Source organism: Clostridium sp. CTA-7 (assembly GCF_054768095.1).
The window spans coordinates 360724-378152 of sequence record NZ_BAAAAV010000003.1 but is presented as its reverse complement, the minus strand read 5'-3'; the positions used below and the strand labels follow the sequence as shown (position 1 = coordinate 378152).

The following is a 17429-nucleotide window of genomic DNA, read 5'->3' as shown; positions in this document are numbered from 1 at the left end:
AAAAAGGCTTTTATAACCTATTTAAGATTATAAAGCCTTTTTATTTTTAGACATTATTAAATTTATAGCTTTTTCACAATCATAGTCAGAATCATCTAGTGACCAGGCTATGTTAAAATAAATGAGGGCTTTTTTGAGTTCTTCTTTCATTGTATAACAATAGGCTAAGTTAAAGAAGTATTTACTTTCTTGCTGCACAGAAAGAGCTTTTTTTATCATTATTATTGCCGAATCAAAATCCTTAAGCTTTATATAACAAACTCCTGCATTATAATAGGAACAAGTTGTACTTTCATCATTTTCAATTGCCCTATTGTAAAATTCAATTGCTTTTTTAAATTCTTTAAGATTATAGTATTTATTACCTTCGTTAAAGTAATTCATTTTTACCTCCAAGGAATATAATTATATGTATTTAAATTATTGACATATAGATAAGTTAATATTCAGTATATGAATATCCAAGGAAAATGTAGCAAGTTTTAGAGAGTTTTAAATAAATAATATAATTAAAGAAGCATAAATAAAAAATAAAATTCGACAAAGTTTGTAAAATTAACTTTATTTTTTTAGCTTTCTCTAATATAATATATTTATGTTTTTTAGTAACGGATTTTAAAGAGCAGGAGAGATGGTATGTATAATAATAATCCTTATATATTAGTATTAGGGGCGTCAATAGTAGATATAATAGGCTTTAGCAGAAAAAAATATAATGGAAGAGATTCTATACCAGGACATATAAAGATATCATTAGGTGGAGTTTGTAGAAACATTGCTGAAAATTTAGCAAGAGTTAATGTTAATACAGAATTTATTTCTATTTTAGGTGGAGATGATCAAGGAAGAAATATTTTAGAAAACTCAGAGCTTATAGGATATAGTATGGAACATTCATTAATTTTAGAAAATGAATATACACCTACATATATGGCGATTTTAAATGAAAATGGAGAAATGGAATCTGCAATAGTAGATATGGAAAGTCTTAATAAAATGGAATCTAGCTTTATAAATTCTAGAGCCCATATAATCGAAAATGCAGAATATACTATATTAGATTCAGATAATCCAGAACTTTTAGAGTATATTTTAACTACTTTTAAAGGAAAAACTAAATTTATATTAGATCCTGTATCATCAACAAAGGCAGAAAAAATAAAACATTTAGTAAAATATTTTCATACAATTAAACCAAATAGATTAGAGACAGAGGTTTTATGTGGGTTTAAAATTGAAAGTGACGAAGATTTAAAAAGAGCAGCAGATTACTTCTTATCACTAGGTGTTAAAAATGTATTTATAAGTCTTGATGCAGAGGGTATTTACTATAAGACTTCTAATGAAGAAGGAAAAATAGCTACAAAGGCTGTGGAAGTTAAAAATGTTACAGGTGCAGGAGATTCTTTTGTTGCAGGTGTTGGATATGGATATATGAATAATTTTTCAATTAAGGATACTGTTAAATATGCTATCGCTATGTCAGTAGTTACTATAATCCATGAAGAAACTATTAATCCAAGTATGAGTGAAGAATTTGTTAATGACTTTATAAAAACAATGGAATGGATAGATGGATAAATACTAATTACAAAATTTCACTTTCTTTCTTAGCTTTATATAAAATAAATTAAATTATTTTACATAAGCTAATTATATAAATTTGGAGGTGAAGTAAATGAGTAAGAAATCAAAAAATAGTCATAAAAAACATATAAATCATAATCCGCAAGTGGAAAGTGTAAAAGCAGCTTTTGGAGAACCAAAAGCAAAGGAACATAATCCAAAGGATTTTAAAATCTAATAAATAGAATATTTTTTAAGTGCTAAATAAAAATTTAGCACTTTTTTAAGTTACTTTAATTATTTATTTTATGATAACATTGACAAAAATAATAATATAGTATAATATAACCTTACAAAATCATATAATAAAAGCAATGATAAAGAGGAGTAAGGAATACCGAGTATTAAAGAAAAAGAGGGTCACCGGCTGAAAGCCTTCTATATAGAGTATCCTGAAGGTAGCTTTTGAGCATCTTTACTGAAATTAAGTAAGTAAAGGCGGCTGTCTTAGTCGTTAATAAATAAAGAGCTTAATATAAAATAATATTTTATATTAAGAAAAAAGGTGGTACCGCGAGTCTTCGTCCTTTTGTGATGAAGGCTTTTTTTATTGCTTAAAATTAAACATTCAAGATTATATTATACTATTTTATTTGGTTTCTAAATTACAAAAGTCAATTTATAGATTAATTATGTGAATCTTAAAGTATGAACCTTCAAATTATACTTAATTGCTATTTACTATTTAGTACATATAATAAAATTTTATTAATTATCTTGAATATATAAAATAAAAGGAGGCAAAAGGATGTCTGAAAAGAAAAACTTAGCAACCACGTATAACCCAAAAGAATTCGAAGAAAGAATTTATAAAAATTGGGAAGAAAAAAAATATTTTACACCAATAATTGATAAAAATAAGAAGCCTTTTTCTATAGTTATGCCACCACCAAATATAACAGGAAAGCTTCATTTAGGTCATGCACTTGATAATACACTTCAAGATATGCTTATAAGATTTAAAAGAATGCAAGGATACTGTACTTTATGGTTACCAGGTCAAGATCATGCTTCTATTGCAACTGAAGTTAAAGTTGAAAACGAACTTTTAAAAAAAGGTTTAGTTAAAAAGGAAATGGGAAGAGAAGCTTTCTTAGAGAAGGTTTGGGAATGGTCTGATGAATATAGAGAAACTATAAGAAAACAACTTAAAAAAGTTGGAGTTTCCTGTGATTTTTCTAGAGAAGCTTTTACTATGGATGAAAATTTAAATAAGGCAGTTAGAGCTGTTTTTGTCAACCTTTATAAAGAAGGATTAATATATCAAGGAAATAGAATAACTAACTGGTGTCCAAAGTGTACGACAGCTCTTTCAGATACTGAAATAATTTATGAAGAAAAAGAAGGAAGCTTTTGGCATATAAATTATCCATTGGCTGATGGTTCAGGGGCTTTAGAAATAGCAACTACAAGACCAGAAACTTTATTAGGAGATACAGCAGTAGCTGTAAATCCAAATGATGATAGATTTAAACATCTTATAGGAAAAACATTAAAATTACCTCTAACAGATAGAGAGGTTCCTATAGTTGGAGATGACTACGTTGATATTGAATTTGGAACTGGTGCTGTTAAAATAACTCCAGCACATGATCCTAACGACTTCCAAGTAGGTCTTAGACATAACTTACCTCAAATAAGAGTCATGGATGATCATGGTGTTATTAATGAGTTAGGTGGAAAGTATCAAGGATTAGATAGATATGAAGCTAGAAAGCAAATGGTTAGCGATTTAGAAGAACAAGGATTATTAGTTAAGGTTAAACCACATACTCATAATGTAGGAACACATGATAGATGCGGAACAGTAGTTGAACCTATAATATCAAAGCAATGGTATGTTAAAATGGAATCTTTAGCAAAACCAGCTATAGATGTAGTTAAAAATAATGAAACTAAATTTGTACCAGAAAGATTTGATAAGATATACTTTAACTGGATGGAAAATATTCAAGATTGGTGTATATCAAGACAATTATGGTGGGGGCATAGAATTCCAGTTTGGTACTGCACAGATTGTAGAGAAATCATAGTTGAAGTAGATGCTCCTACAGTATGTCCTAAGTGTGGATCTAAGCACTTACGTCAAGATGAAGATGTACTAGATACTTGGTTCTCTTCAGCTTTATGGCCTTTCTCAACATTAGGATGGCCTAATAAAACAGATGATTTAGAATATTTTTATCCAACAAACGTATTAGTTACAGGATATGATATTATATTCTTCTGGGTTGCAAGAATGATATTCTCAGGAATAAAAAATATGGATAAAACTCCATTTGATACAGTTTTAATGCATGGTATCATAAGAGATTCTGAGGGTAAAAAGATGAGTAAATCTTTAGGAAATGGGGTTGATCCGTTAGAAGTTATAGATGAATATGGCGCAGATGCTTTAAGATTTATGCTTGTAACAGGTAACTCACCAGGAAATGACATAAGATATATTCCTGAAAGAGTTGAATCTGCTAGAAACTTTGCAAATAAGATGTGGAATGCTTCAAGATTTGTTATGATGAATCTTGATAAAGATATAATGAATAAATATGCTGATTGCAAGGAATATAGTTTAGCAGATAAATGGATACTTTCAAGAATGAATACATTAGTTAAAGAAGTAACTGAAAATATGGAAAAATATGAGCTTGGAATTGCTCTTCAAAAGGTATATGATTTCATGTGGACAGAGTTCTGTGATTGGTATATAGAACTAGTTAAAGGAGTTTTATATGGTGAAGATGAAAAGCAAAAAGGCATAGTTTACAATGTTTTAAATGATGTTCTGCAAACTGGACTTAAGCTATTACATCCTGTAATGCCATTTATAACTGAAGAAATATACACTACTTTAACTGATGGCGAGTCAATAGTAATTTCAAATTGGCCAGAATGCAATGAAAGCTTAAATGATGAAAAAGCAGAAAAAGATATGGACTTTATAATTGAAGCTATTAAAGGATTAAGAAATGTAAGAGCTGAAATGAATGTTCCACCATCAAGAAAAGCTAAAGTAATTAGTTATACTACAGATGAATCAAAAGATGCATTCTTATCTGGAGTTCACTATATAGAAAAGCTAGCATCGGCATCTGAAGTATCATTTATAGAAGATAAGTCTATGGTTCCAGAAAATGCAGTATCACTAGTTGTTAAGGGTGGAGAATTATTTATGCCGCTTTTAGATTTAGTAGATAAAGAAAAGGAACTTGAAAGACTAAATAAAGAAAAGAAAAAGCTAGAAGGAGAAGTAGAAAGAATAGATAAGAAATTATCTAATCAAGGCTTCGTAGCTAAAGCACCTCAAGCAGTAATTGATGGTGAAAAAGAAAAGAGAGAAAAATATCAAGAAATGCTAAATGCAGTTTTAGTTAGAATAGATACTTTAAAATAGGAGATATAATTTTACAATAATAAAATAAAATTCATTGCTATACAACATTAATAGAATTTATTTATTATAAAAAAAGTTGTTTCTAATTTATAGTATTTAGTTTATAATATTTAAGATAAAAGATTTAATAAGATAAAAGGCACTAAAGGCTCTAGCTTAAGCTAGAGCCTTTAGTGTTTAAATGCCTAGGAAAGTATAAAAAAATAAAGCTTTGAAAATGCGATTATATAATACTTTTAGTAATTAAATGTGGGAAAGTAGATTTATTTTATACTTTCCTTACCTTCAGTTTGTATGTGGACATATGTAAGTTTATGGTGACTTGGAGTGGAACAACGGAATAAGTAAACTTACATATGTCCACTTTTTTATTAAAACATCTGTAATATAGTATTTGCTAAAGTACTGCTTGGATCTTTTTCAATAACTTCTTCAGCAATTTTTATTGCATCATAAGTTTTTATAAAGTTATTAGGAAGTGTTGAAAAAATAAGAAACCATTCTTTATACTTAAGTTCATCTTTATATTTTAAGGCTTTATTTATATGATTAAATGCTAGGTCTTCATATGACAAAGGTGTTAAAATAATAAAAATAAAATAAGACATTAAATAATGCGAATATGCTAGTTCCTCATAATGTTTTTTGTTTTCAAAAAAATTTATTTTATTAACCAACCAAAAGTAAAAGTTTGTTTGCATATAGTAGTCATAAGATTTAAGTTCAATTAATTTTTCTTCATCTATTTCAAAAATAGAAATTTTATCTAAATTTAATTTTAATGCTTCATTTAAATCATTCATAATAAACTCCTTCTTTAGATTATCTATTTATTATTTTAAATTATCTTAATATAAAATACAATTAATATAAAATAATAACATAAGCTTTAATATTGACAAAAAAAATTAAAAGTGATAAAAGTAGGTTAATTAATAAAGAGTAGAAAGAGTGGATATGTATATGACAGGATGGATAATTTACAATGGAACATTAAATATTCCCAAAATAAATAAGCTTGTAAAATCCTTAGTAATTGAAGCAGAAAAATTAGATATAAAATTAGAGGCAGTTAAAAATACAGAAATAATACCTATGTATAATAATGAAGGTAAAGCTGAACTTTTATATTTAAAGGAGCTGCCTAATCCAAGATTTATTATATTTTGGGATAAAGATGTATTATTAGCAAAACATTTAGAAAATATGGAATTAAAGGTCTTTAATTCAAGTAAATCAATAGAATATTGTGATCATAAGGGATTAATGCATTTAAAACTTTCTAATAATAAAATCCAAATGCCGCGAACTATACTATCCCCAATGGTTTTTAATTATTCATCAAACAATGAAGATTATTTATTAAAATGTTATGAAGAACTTGGAGAAGATATAATAATAAAAGAATCAAAAGGTTCTTTTGGAATGCAGGTATATTTAATAAATAGCAAGGAAGATTTTATTAGAAAAGTTAGTGAGCTAAATAAGAGAAATGTAGACTTTATTATGCAAGAAAATATTAAAAGTAGTTATGGTAGAGATATAAGAGTAAATATAATAGGAAATAAAATAATAGGGGCTATGCTTAGAAAGTCAGATAAAGACTTTAGAGCAAATATATCTCAAGGCGGAAAGGGAAAGTTGATAGACTTAACTAAGGAACAAGAAGAGCTTGCATTAAAAGCACACAAGGCATTAGGTTTAGATTTTTCAGGAGTAGATTTATTATTTGGAGATGATGATAAGCCTTTATTATGTGAAGTAAATTCAAATTTAAATTTCTTAAGTTTTGAAGAACTTTGGGGAAAAAGCTTTGGAAGAGAAATATTAAAATATATATTAGAGGAATGCTTATGATAAATGGTTTAGTTATATATGATGAGAGAGATGTAGAAAAAAATAAAGGTTATATTAATTGGTTAATAGAAGATGGAAGAAAGTATGATTTAGATTTAAAACTTATTTTAACAAAAGATATTGATTATAAAAAGATAGAAGGAAAATATAAATTTGCTATAAATAGATCTAGAAATTACAATGTAACATATAATTTAGAGTTATTAAGTATTAAAGTTTTTAATAAATATAAGTTTTGTAAATTGGGAAATGACAAATTAGAAGCATATAATTTTATAGAATCTTTAAATATAAGATATCCAAGAATCTATAGATGTTTAGAAGATATTGATAAGAGCAAAAATATAATAGAAAAACCTAAAAATGGACATGGTGGAATAGGTATTAATATACTAAATGAATTTAATAATTTAGATTTTAATAAAAATGTATATCAAGAATTTATTGAAGACTACATAGGAGATATAAGATTTTACATAATAGATAATAAAATAGTTAACTGTGTAATAAGAAAACCACAAAAAAATAATTTTTTATCTAATTTTTCTAAAGGAGGAAATGTGAAGTTATATAATTATTCATCTAAAGAAGAAAAAGTACTAGATAAAATATTAAATAATATAGAAATAGATTTCGGTGGAATTGACTTTTTACTTTTAGAAAATGGTGAAATACTATTTAATGAATTTGAAGATGCAGTTGGAAGTAGAATGCTAAGCTATTTAGGAGTAAATAATACAATGGAATTATTTTTAAACCATATATCAAAAGATCTAAAAGGAATGAGACAGGTATGAAGAATTTAAAGGCATTAAAATATTTAGAAGAATTAAGAAAATTAGGCTCAAGTTATGGATTAGAACGTACAGAAAGATTATTAGAGTTACTTGGAAAACCACATAAAAAACTAAAGCTTATACATATAGCTGGAACAAATGGAAAAGGTTCAACTTCAGCGATAATAGGGAAGGTTCTTATTGAACATGGGTACAAAGTAGGTTTTTTCAATTCACCACATTTAGAAGAAATAGAAGAAACTATAAGAGTAAATGAGGACAATATACTAGAAGAGGATTTAGTAAGCTTATTAGAAGAAGTAAAACCATATGTTAATAAAGTGGTAGAAGAAGGATATAAACATCCAACAGAATTTGAAGTTTTAACTTGTATAATGTTCTTATACTTATATAGAAAAGAAGTTGATTTTGGAATAATAGAAGTGGGGCTTGGAGGTAGATTAGATTCAACAAATGTTATTATACCAATATTATCAATAATAACTTCTATAAGCTTAGATCATACAAATATTTTAGGGAATACAATAGAAGAAATAACTAATGAAAAAGCAGGTATAATAAAAGAAAATATTCCAGTTATAACTTGTAATCAAATAAATGAAGCTATTGAAATTATTAAAAAGAGGGCTTTATTAACTAAATCTAATTTAATTGTTGTAGATTCAAAAAATTACACACTATTAGAAATAGTAAATGATGATATTCAATATCAAAAGGTTTCAATAGATTATAATAATAATAAGTATATTTTAGATTTACCTTTACTTGGTAAGCATCAAATTATTAATTTAGCCTTAGCAATTAAAGGGTTGGAAGAACTTCATAATTTAAATTATATAAAATTAAATTATGATAAGTTATATTCTGGTGTGAAAAGTGTTAGATGGAAGGGCAGACTTGAAGTATTAAGAAAAAATCCATATGTAGTAATTGATGGAGCTCATAATATTTCAGGAATTGAATTTCTTAAAAGTAATATAGAAGAGTATTTTAAATATAAAAATATATATTTAATACTTGGAATTTTGGCAGATAAAAATGTTGATGAAATGGTAAAAATAATAGCACCATTAGCTACCGAGGTTTATACTGTTACAGCAAATTCAATAAGAGCAAAGAATGCAAATGAATTAAAAGATGTAGTATTAAAATATAATGAAAATTGCATTGCTTTTAATGAATATAATAAGGCAATAGAATTAGCATTAAGTAAAGCAAAAAAAGATGATTTAATAATTGCTTCAGGATCACTTTATATGATAGGAGAGATTAGAAGAATATTAAATAATATATAAGTATTACAAATAATCCAATATATTAGATAAATTTTAGTGTAATTAGTAAAATTTTATTTTACTGATTACACTTATTTTAATATATTCTAGTAATAATTAACTTAGTAAAATAATATTATTAATACTATTTAATGATATTAAATAGAATATACAATAACATTCTATTTTTTTGAGAATAAATATAACAATAATGATATTTTAGAATGAAAAGGTTTATTTGTTTTTATAAATATGATAGTATTTTATTAATTATAGATTAAGGAGGCTTTTAACATGGCAAAACATTTACACATAATGGCTGATGAAGGAGCTATAGCAGAAACAGTATTATTGCCAGGAGATCCACTAAGAGCTAAATTCATAGCTGAAAATTACTTGGAAAATCCTGTTTGTTATAACGAAGTTAGGGGAATGTATGGTTATACTGGTACATATAAAGGTAAAAGAATCTCAGTACAAGGCACAGGAATGGGGTTACCGTCACACTCTATTTATGTAAACGAATTAATTCAGTTTTATGGTGCAAAAAGACTTATTAGAATTGGCTCAGCAGGTTCAATGAATGAAGAGGTTAATGTAAGAGATATAGTTTTGGCTCAAAGTGCATCAACGAACTCAGGAATAAACAAAAGAAGATTCCAAGGAATGGATTATGCTCCAACAGCAAATTTTGAGCTTTTATTAGAAGCATATAATAAAGGAAAAGAAAAAGGTTTAAATATTAAAGTAGGAAACGTATTGTCTTCGGATTTATTCTATGATGACACTAATGTAGGAATAAAGTTATGGGCTGATTATGGTTGTTTAGCTGTAGAAATGGAATCAGCTGAATTATATACACTTGCAGCAAAATATGGAGTTGAAGCTTTATCTATACTTACAATTTCTGATCATATATTTAAAGGAATAGAAACTACTCCTGAAGAAAGACAAAAAAGCTTCACTGATATGATGGAAATAGCATTAGAGTTAGCAAAATAAATATATAAGTAAGATTAGTTTTAGGCAGTAGGAAGTTTATCCTACTGTCTTTATTTAATAATTAAATTAATTATCTAAATATAATAGAGATAATTATATTTAAAATATACTTTTTAAATATATTAATTAGATATAAAGATATTTAATGCTATATAGATAGTAAAATATAAATTATATATATTAAATTTGTAAATAATATATTTTAGAAAGAAGGTGAGAAAATGATAGATATTGCGCTATTAGGTTGTGGTGGAGGAATGCCTATGCCAAATAGAAACTTATCAGCACTATTTATAAATTACAGAGGAAGAAAAATATTAATAGATTGTGGAGAAGGTACTCAAGTTACTATACGAAAAATGGGGCTTGGATTTAAAGCTATAGATATAATTATTATAACTCACTTCCATGGAGATCATATAGTGGGATTGCCAGGATTATTATCTACTATAGGCAATAGTGGAAGGGAAAAGCCATTAACAATAGTTGGTCCCATAGGAATAAATAATGTGATAAATAATCTTAGAGTTATTTGTCGATATTTACCTTATGATATAAATATTTTAGAAAATCCTGATGAGTTGTATTTTAATATTACAAAGGATATGCTACAGCTATCTGAAGTTGAAAAATGTGATTTTATATTAAGATCATTAGAATTAGATCACTCTTCACCTTGTTTAGGATATAGTCTTTACTTTAAAAGAAGAAGAAAATTTGATTTAGAAAAAGCTACTTTAATGAATGTACCTAAAGTTCTATGGAGTAAATTACAAAAGGAAGAAGAAGTAATTTATAACGGAGTGAAATATGATTACACCATGGTTTTAGGAGAGAAAAGAAAAGGTGTTAAATTAAGCTTCATAACAGATACAAGACCTATCTCGAGTATTCCTATGCTAATAAAGAATAGTGATTTGTTCATTTGTGAAGGCACTTATGGAAGTGATGAGGATATAGAAAAAGCTATAAAAAATAAACATATGACTTTTAAAGAAGCTGCTATTTTAGCAAATAAGGGTGAAGTAAAGGAGTTGTTGCTAACTCATTTCAGTCCTGCAATGGTAGAACCTAAAGAGTTTAGTGAAAATGCCCGTGAAATATTTGAAAGTTTAATAATTGGAGAAGATGAAATGGTAAAAACCTTAAAGTTTACTGAGTAAACTTTAAGGTTTTACTTTATATAATTAATAATACTTTTTTATTGCTAATTGCTTGCAGCGGAAGCAGCAGCTGCAGCGGCAGCTGAGGCTGCTGCTATTTGCATTATAATAACTATATTTAGAGATATGTTGTTAGTTGTTTCAATTAATTTTTCCTTTATTAAAGAATCGCTATTTTCAATAGACTCTAAAGAGAGTAATGAAGCTATAATCATATGCCTTACAGTTGAACCTAAAGTAAATGTTCCGAAACCAGATTGTTTTTTTAGAAATTTATCAGTTGAAATTAAGTTTTGAGCAAATTCTTCATAATCATTAGTTGTTAAAGCTGCAACACCTAGTATAGGAAGAGAATAACCTTTTAAAGGAATAGAATGTTTTCTTAAGGTTTTATCTAATAAAATAACTTTATTGCATTTTTCTTGTGAGAATCCATCAAAAAGAGATAGTATGTGAGAAAGAGCTTGAAGATTATTACCAGCATAAAAACCATTATTTTTTAAAATAGTATAGCACTCCTCCATATCAATAAATGTTTGATCTAAATTATAAGAAGTTGTAGCAATAAGAGCAGCAGCGCAAATATCATCTTGCCCAGTCAAAAATAGGTGGTTTTTTTTCATAATATCATAAGCTTTTCTAGTATTTTCAACTAATAAGTCAACATCTATTGTATTTTTATAATTATAAATTATTTGCGCTGCTAAAACTAAAAATTGATTATTAAAAAAATGATTTTTTAATTTGTTATATATAATGGTTATATCTTTAAAGCTTTCTTCTGGATTATCTTGTATAGATAAATTAATTGCAGTAGTTAGGAGGTTATTTCCTCTAAAATTAGAGAAAAAAGAAGAATTATTTTTTATTAAATCTATGCAGTTATTTATTTTTTCTACATCAACATCTATATTTCTTAAGGTTAGGTTTAAGGCATTACATCTTTTAAATATACCCATTCCAAAAGTAGATTTTACATTTTCTAAGTTATTACTATTTTTAATAAGTAAATCTAATTTATTGTCTATCATAAATATTCATTCCCTTCAAAAATTTACTAATTATATTATAAAGGAAAGATAAAATAAATTCAACATAGAAACTGCTTTATATAATAAATCATAACTTATAATAAGATATTTGATTTTATATTAGTGCTGTTTGTGTATCCTTTTATTAGTGATATAATGGTAAGAAGTAGTAAATTTAGAAGGAGTAGATAAAATGAGAAAGAATAATAAAGTTAAATTAGGCATTTTCCTTATAGCTACTATGTTTTTAACATTTACAGGCTGTAAATCGAATGTAGAAGAGTCTAAACAAGAAACAAAGGAAAAGAAGGAAATAAGTTTAGTAGTGCCAAATGGAGTTCCATCAACATCTATATCAAAAATGATTAAAGAAAATATACAAGTAGATAATAATTATAATATTATCTATTCTATAGAAAATACTTCAGATACATTAGCAACTTCAGTAATGAAGGGAGAACCCGATATAGCAATAGTTCCGTCAAATCTAGCTGCACAAGCTTATAATAAGAATTTAGGTTATAAGTTAGTTGGTACAACAGGTTGGGGAGCATTATATTTGATCTCAACTGAAGGAAAAATTAGTTTTAATGATATTAGAGGTAAAGAGATTTATAATATAGGAAAGGGCTTAACTCCAGATATAGTTTTTAAAACTCTTTTAAAGGAAAGTGGAATTAAAGAGGGTGAAGTTATATTAAGTTATGTAGGTGGGGCAACTGAGTTAGCACCTACTATATTAGGGGGAAAAGCAAAGTTTGCAGTTGTTCCAGAACCTGTGCTAACAACTATAATTAATAAGAATACTAATATAGAAGTAATAGCTAATTTAAATGATTTATGGAAAGAGAAATTTGATAGCAATAAGGGGTTTCCTCAAGCTAGTATAATTGTTAAAGAAAATTTAATAAATAATAGTAAAGATTTTCTTGATAAATTAATAAGTGAAATAGATTTATCTACAAAATGGGCAAATGAAAACAATGGTGAAGCAGCTAAGTATTCTGTAGAAAATGGTTCACAAGTAGATGTAAGTGTATTAGAAAAATCAATAAAAAATAGTAATATAAACTTTTCAAAAGCAAAAGATAGCAAGAAAGAATATTTAGATTACTATAAAATTCTAGAAAGTAAAAATCCAAAATCAATAGGAGAAAAAATTCCAGATGAAGACTTCTTCTATTAAAAATAAAAAAATTATATTTATATCTCTACTTGTTTTAGTAGGGATATGGGTACTATTATCAAATAAAATAAATAATTCTATTTACTTACCTAAAGTAAGTGAAATATTAAAAGAAATATTTAACATAGTGAAAGAAAAATATTTTTTGTTAAATATAGGAAATTCGTTGTTGAGAGGCTTTATAAGCTTTATAATGGCATTAATAATAGCTATTATCTTAGGTATAGTATCAGGCTTTAATAAATTTATATATAATTTTTTATATCCTGTTAATTCCATATTAAAATCAATTCCAACAATAGCTTTTATACTTATAGCTTTAATTTGGTTAAATAAAAATTATGCACCCTATTTAATTGGATTTATTATGGCTTTTCCAGTTTTGTATGAGTGTACAATTAATTCAATAATAAATGAAAATAAAGATTTAATTGAAATGGCAGAAGCCTTTAAAGTTAAGTTTATTTATAAATTATTAAATATATATTTTCCAAAGATAATAATTAATATTTCATCTATAGCGACATCTACCTTTTCATTGGTGTTAAAAGTTGTAATTGCAGGAGAAGTGTATGGACAACCACTATATGGAATAGGAACTGCTATTCAAGGAGAAAAGATAAATTTTAATACAGCAGGAATATTTGCATGGATAATTATAGTTGCTATACTTTGTTATATAACTGATAAAATAATTATATATGTTTTAAATAAAAGTATTAAAGGGAGAAGGTATATACTTGATTAAATTTAATAATATTAATATTAACTTTGAAGAAAAAGTATTGTATAAAGATTTTTCTATAGATTTTAATAAAGATTCTATAAATTTTATAATGGGTGAGTCTGGCATAGGAAAAAGTACTTTGCTTAATTATATAAAGGATGAATTAATATTAAGAGGATTCAATGTTAGTGCTGTTTTTCAAGAAAATAGATTAATACCATGGATAAATATTTATAAAAATCTAGAATTTGTTATAAAAGATAATTTTCATAAAGAAATTAGAAAAGAAAAAATAGATGATATATTAGAAAAAATGAATTTATCAAATTGTAAAAAGCTTTATCCACATGAATTAAGTGGAGGAATGAGACAAAGAATAAATATAGCTAGAGCAATGTTATATGATGGTGATGTATTTATTATGGATGAACCATTTAAAGGCTTAGATAAGGAAAATAAAGAAAATATTATTAAGGTAGTAAGAGAATATTTTTCTGAAAAAAGAAAAACTGCTATAATAGTAAGTCATGATTTAAATGAAGCAAGAGAAATTGGTGATAAAATAATATTATTCAAAAATAATCCAGTAGAAAAAGAAATAATTAAAAATAATTGAAAAGAGGTGTAAATCACTTCTTTTTTTATTATCTAAAATTCCATATAAATTGAAATTTTAGACAATAATATGCTTTAAAGAAGGAATATGGCAAAAGATATAGAAGTATTAAATAAACGGATAAAATTTTCCTTAAAGAGATTTTGGCATTAATTATTTAATCAATATAGGGGTGAGAATTTAATGTACAGTGTTGGAATAATAACAAGTAGTGATAAAGGATATAAGGGTGAAAGAGAGGATAAAAGTGGAGCTGTAATCAGAGATATAGTTGAGAAAGCAGGCTTTAATGTAAAAAAACAAATTATTTTACCAGATGATAAAGAAATGCTAAAAAAAGAATTTATTTGTATGAGTGATGTGTTAAAGGTTAATTTAATTTTAAGCACAGGAGGAACAGGCTTTTCTAAAAGAGACATAACTCCAGAAGCAACTAAAGAAATAATTGATAGAGAAGCACCGGGGATATGTGAAGCTATAAGATGTTATAGTCTTCAAATAACTAAGAGAGCTATGCTTTCAAGGGCAGTATCAGGAATAAGAGGAAATACATTAATAGTGAATTTACCTGGAAGCCCTAAGGCTTGTATGGAAGCATTAGATTTTATATTAGATGAATTAAAGCATGGATTAGGTATATTGATAGGTGAAGAGCAAGAATGTGCAAGAAAATAATTAGTTTTTCTAACTATGGCCTTTTACCATGTTATGGAGAACAAGAGTAATAACTATGTAAATAAATATAAGGCTTTTATTTAAAACTCAGGAGGAATAAAAATGAAAAATAAATTAACCCATTTTGATAATAATGGTAATGCAAAAATGGTAGATATATCTGAAAAAAAAGAAACTGAGAGAGTGGCCATTGCTGTATCCAAAATAAAAGTTAGTAATGAAACTTTAGAACTTATAAAGAATGGGAAAATAGGTAAGGGAGATGTTCTAGGTGTAGCTAGAGTTGCGGGGATAATGGCTAGTAAGCAAACATCTAATTTAATACCTATGTGTCATCCTTTGCTAATTTCTAGTTGTAATATAGATTTTGAAATAAATAATGAAGAAAGCTTTATTGAAATAAAATCAACAGTAAAAATAGTAGATAAAACAGGAGTTGAAATGGAAGCTTTAACTGCAGTTACAGTTGCAGCATTAACTATTTATGATATGTGTAAGGCAGTTGATAAAAGAATGGTTATAGAAAGTACTCACTTACTTAAAAAAACAGGGGGGAAGAGTGGAGAGTTTAATTTTTTTAATGACAGCTCTTCAAAATAATATGAAAGATAAATTAGGAAGAGAAATAGATTACTTAAGAGTTTCACTAACTGATAATTGTAATTTAAGATGTATCTATTGTATGGAAGAGAAAGAAAATACATTCCTTAAAAGTGAAGAAATGTTAACTGATGATGAAATTTATAAAATAGTTCTTGAAAGTTCAAAATTAGGAATAAAAAAAATTAGATTTACTGGAGGAGAGCCTTTATTAAGAAAAGGAATAGTTGAAATAATTGATAAAATAAATAAGATAGATGAGATAGAAGAAATATATTTAACCACAAATGGAATATTACTTGAAGATAAATTAGATCAATTAGTGAAAAGTGGTTTAACTGGAGTTAATATAAGTTTAGATTCTTTAAGAGAAGATAGATTTAGAACATTAACAAGAGTGGGAGAGTTAAAAAAAGTATTATCAGCAATTAATAAATGCTTATTGTTAGGGATTAATGTTAAGATAAATACTGTTATGATAGATGGAATTAATAATGATGAAATATCAGATTTTATAAAACTAACAATAGAAAAACCTATAGATGTAAGGTTTATAGAGCTTATGCCTATTGGAGTAGGAAATAGATATAAAGGTATAATTAATAAAGATATATTGAATATTATAAAATCTAAATATGATAATTTTGAAGAAATTAAGGAAAATAAAAATGGTGGACCAGCAAATTATATTAAAATTAGTAATTCAAAGGGAAAAGTTGGATTTATAAGTGCAATAAGTAATTGTTTTTGTAATCAATGTAATAGAATTAGAATAACTCCAGAAGGATTTTTAAAACAATGTCTACATTTTAATTATGGAGTTGATTTAAAAAAGATGCTTAGAAGTGGTGCTTCAGATGAAGAGTTAATTATAGCTATAAAGAGTAGTATTTATAATAAACCTGAGAAACATTTATTTATGAAAAAAAGTAATAATAAAGAACTAAAATCTATGAATCAAATTGGAGGATAATAATATGGGGAAGGTTTTAGCTATATGTACAAGTAAGAATAAAGGAACTTTGAAAAAAGAAATTACTGAAGCTAACTTTATAAAGGAGTTTGGTATTGAAGGTGATGCTCATGCAGGAAAATGGCATAGACAAGTGAGCTTACTAGCTTTTGAAAAAATTGATGAATTTCGAAAAAAAGGTGGGAACGTTGATTTTGGAGCATTTGGAGAAAATCTAGTTATAGAAGGAATAGAATTAGATAAGCTTCCAATAGGACAAATGCTAACAGTAGGGGATGTATTATTAGAAGTAACTCAAATTGGGAAAAAATGTCATGATAAATGTGCTATATATTATCAAGTTGGAGAATGTATAATGCCAAAAAATGGAATATTTACTAGAGTGCTAGAAGGTGGAAAAGTTAGAGTTGGGGATCAGTGTATTTTATTAGAGAACGATAAAAAAATAATTAGTTTGTAAATGCTTAATATAAATTAATAATTAAAAATAGATTATATCATAATAATGATA

Annotated in this window: 18 protein-coding genes and 1 other annotated feature; of the genes, 15 read left to right on the top strand and 3 right to left on the bottom strand. The window is 26.3% G+C overall.

From position 1 onward, the window contains the following. Positions 1-27 precede the first annotated feature (27 nt). Positions 28-384: a tetratricopeptide repeat protein gene (locus tag ACYUEX_RS07945; protein WP_411168034.1), complete on the bottom strand. Its 357-nt coding sequence runs from the start codon at positions 382-384 to the stop codon at positions 28-30. 252 nt (positions 385-636) lie between these two features. Here ACYUEX_RS07945 and ACYUEX_RS07940 point away from each other — a divergent pair, with 252 nt between their 5' ends. The 3 genes from ACYUEX_RS07940 (at position 637) to ACYUEX_RS07930 (ending at position 5017) form a co-directional block, all read left to right on the top strand. Further along, positions 637-1581, top strand: coding sequence for a carbohydrate kinase family protein (locus tag ACYUEX_RS07940; protein ID WP_411168033.1), 945 nt, complete (start codon positions 637-639; stop codon positions 1579-1581). A gap of 97 nt (positions 1582-1678) precedes the next feature. Then, positions 1679-1804, top strand: a complete 126-nt coding sequence (locus tag ACYUEX_RS07935) for a CPC_1213 family protein (protein ID WP_411168032.1) — start codon at positions 1679-1681, stop codon at positions 1802-1804. Between the two features lie 127 nt (positions 1805-1931). Next, positions 1932-2158: a binding site (T-box leader), on the top strand. Between the two features lie 216 nt (positions 2159-2374). Then, a complete protein-coding gene (locus ACYUEX_RS07930) occupies positions 2375-5017 on the top strand; it encodes a valine--tRNA ligase (RefSeq protein ID WP_460287475.1) in 2643 nt (880 codons plus the stop codon). Between the two features lie 371 nt (positions 5018-5388). On the opposite strand, the gene ACYUEX_RS07925 is transcribed toward ACYUEX_RS07930, so the two are convergent. Further along, positions 5389-5820 (bottom strand): hypothetical protein, encoded by a 432-nt coding sequence (locus ACYUEX_RS07925; protein WP_411168030.1) that lies wholly within the window; start codon positions 5818-5820, stop codon positions 5389-5391. 154 nt (positions 5821-5974) lie between these two features. Between ACYUEX_RS07925 and ACYUEX_RS07920 the strand changes: the two genes are divergently transcribed. The 5 genes from ACYUEX_RS07920 (at position 5975) to ACYUEX_RS07900 (ending at position 11110) form a co-directional block, all read left to right on the top strand. Continuing rightward, a complete protein-coding gene (locus ACYUEX_RS07920; RefSeq protein WP_460287691.1) occupies positions 5975-6874 on the top strand; it encodes an ATP-grasp domain-containing protein in 900 nt (299 codons plus the stop codon). Continuing rightward, positions 6871-7671 (top strand): ATP-grasp domain-containing protein, encoded by an 801-nt coding sequence (locus tag ACYUEX_RS07915; RefSeq protein WP_460287474.1) that lies wholly within the window; start codon positions 6871-6873, stop codon positions 7669-7671. Before ACYUEX_RS07920 ends, ACYUEX_RS07915 begins: the two co-directional genes overlap by 4 nt. Further along, complete coding sequence (locus ACYUEX_RS07910; RefSeq protein ID WP_411168028.1) at positions 7668-8966, top strand: bifunctional folylpolyglutamate synthase/dihydrofolate synthase; 1299 nt, start codon at positions 7668-7670, stop codon at positions 8964-8966. The genes ACYUEX_RS07915 and ACYUEX_RS07910 overlap by 4 nt, the downstream gene beginning before the upstream one ends. Before the next feature lie 273 nt (positions 8967-9239). Continuing rightward, entirely contained in the window at positions 9240-9947 is a 708-nt protein-coding gene (gene deoD, locus ACYUEX_RS07905) for a purine-nucleoside phosphorylase (RefSeq protein ID WP_460287472.1), read from the top strand. 221 nt (positions 9948-10168) lie between these two features. After that, on the top strand, positions 10169-11110 hold the full coding sequence (locus tag ACYUEX_RS07900; protein WP_460287471.1) for a ribonuclease Z: 942 nt from the start codon (positions 10169-10171) through the stop codon (positions 11108-11110). Between the two features lie 44 nt (positions 11111-11154). On the opposite strand, the gene ACYUEX_RS07895 is transcribed toward ACYUEX_RS07900, so the two are convergent. Continuing rightward, positions 11155-12141 carry a DUF4003 family protein gene (locus ACYUEX_RS07895; protein WP_460287469.1) on the bottom strand — a complete coding sequence of 329 codons (987 nt, stop codon included), beginning with the start codon at positions 12139-12141 and terminating at the stop codon, positions 11155-11157. Positions 12142-12334: 193 nt separating this feature from the next. Here ACYUEX_RS07895 and ACYUEX_RS07890 point away from each other — a divergent pair, with 193 nt between their 5' ends. The 7 genes from ACYUEX_RS07890 (at position 12335) to ACYUEX_RS07860 (ending at position 17378) form a co-directional block, all read left to right on the top strand. Next, positions 12335-13327: an ABC transporter substrate-binding protein gene (locus ACYUEX_RS07890; protein WP_460287468.1), complete on the top strand. Its 993-nt coding sequence runs from the start codon at positions 12335-12337 to the stop codon at positions 13325-13327. Next, positions 13308-14075, top strand: coding sequence for an ABC transporter permease (locus tag ACYUEX_RS07885; RefSeq protein ID WP_460287467.1), 768 nt, complete (start codon positions 13308-13310; stop codon positions 14073-14075). Before ACYUEX_RS07890 ends, ACYUEX_RS07885 begins: the two co-directional genes overlap by 20 nt. Further along, entirely contained in the window at positions 14068-14670 is a 603-nt protein-coding gene (locus ACYUEX_RS07880) for an ATP-binding cassette domain-containing protein (protein WP_460287466.1), read from the top strand. The genes ACYUEX_RS07885 and ACYUEX_RS07880 overlap by 8 nt, the downstream gene beginning before the upstream one ends. Before the next feature lie 183 nt (positions 14671-14853). After that, positions 14854-15345 carry a MogA/MoaB family molybdenum cofactor biosynthesis protein gene (locus ACYUEX_RS07875; RefSeq protein ID WP_411168021.1) on the top strand — a complete coding sequence of 164 codons (492 nt, stop codon included), beginning with the start codon at positions 14854-14856 and terminating at the stop codon, positions 15343-15345. A 102-nt stretch (positions 15346-15447) separates the two neighbouring features. Beyond that, positions 15448-15945: a cyclic pyranopterin monophosphate synthase MoaC gene (gene moaC / locus ACYUEX_RS07870; protein ID WP_411168020.1), complete on the top strand. Its 498-nt coding sequence runs from the start codon at positions 15448-15450 to the stop codon at positions 15943-15945. A gap of 1 nt (position 15946) precedes the next feature. Next, complete coding sequence (gene moaA / locus ACYUEX_RS07865; protein WP_411170703.1) at positions 15947-16918, top strand: GTP 3',8-cyclase MoaA; 972 nt, start codon at positions 15947-15949, stop codon at positions 16916-16918. A 4-nt stretch (positions 16919-16922) separates the two neighbouring features. Continuing rightward, positions 16923-17378: an MOSC domain-containing protein gene (locus ACYUEX_RS07860; RefSeq protein ID WP_460287465.1), complete on the top strand. Its 456-nt coding sequence runs from the start codon at positions 16923-16925 to the stop codon at positions 17376-17378. The last annotated feature ends 51 nt before the right edge of the window (positions 17379-17429 follow it).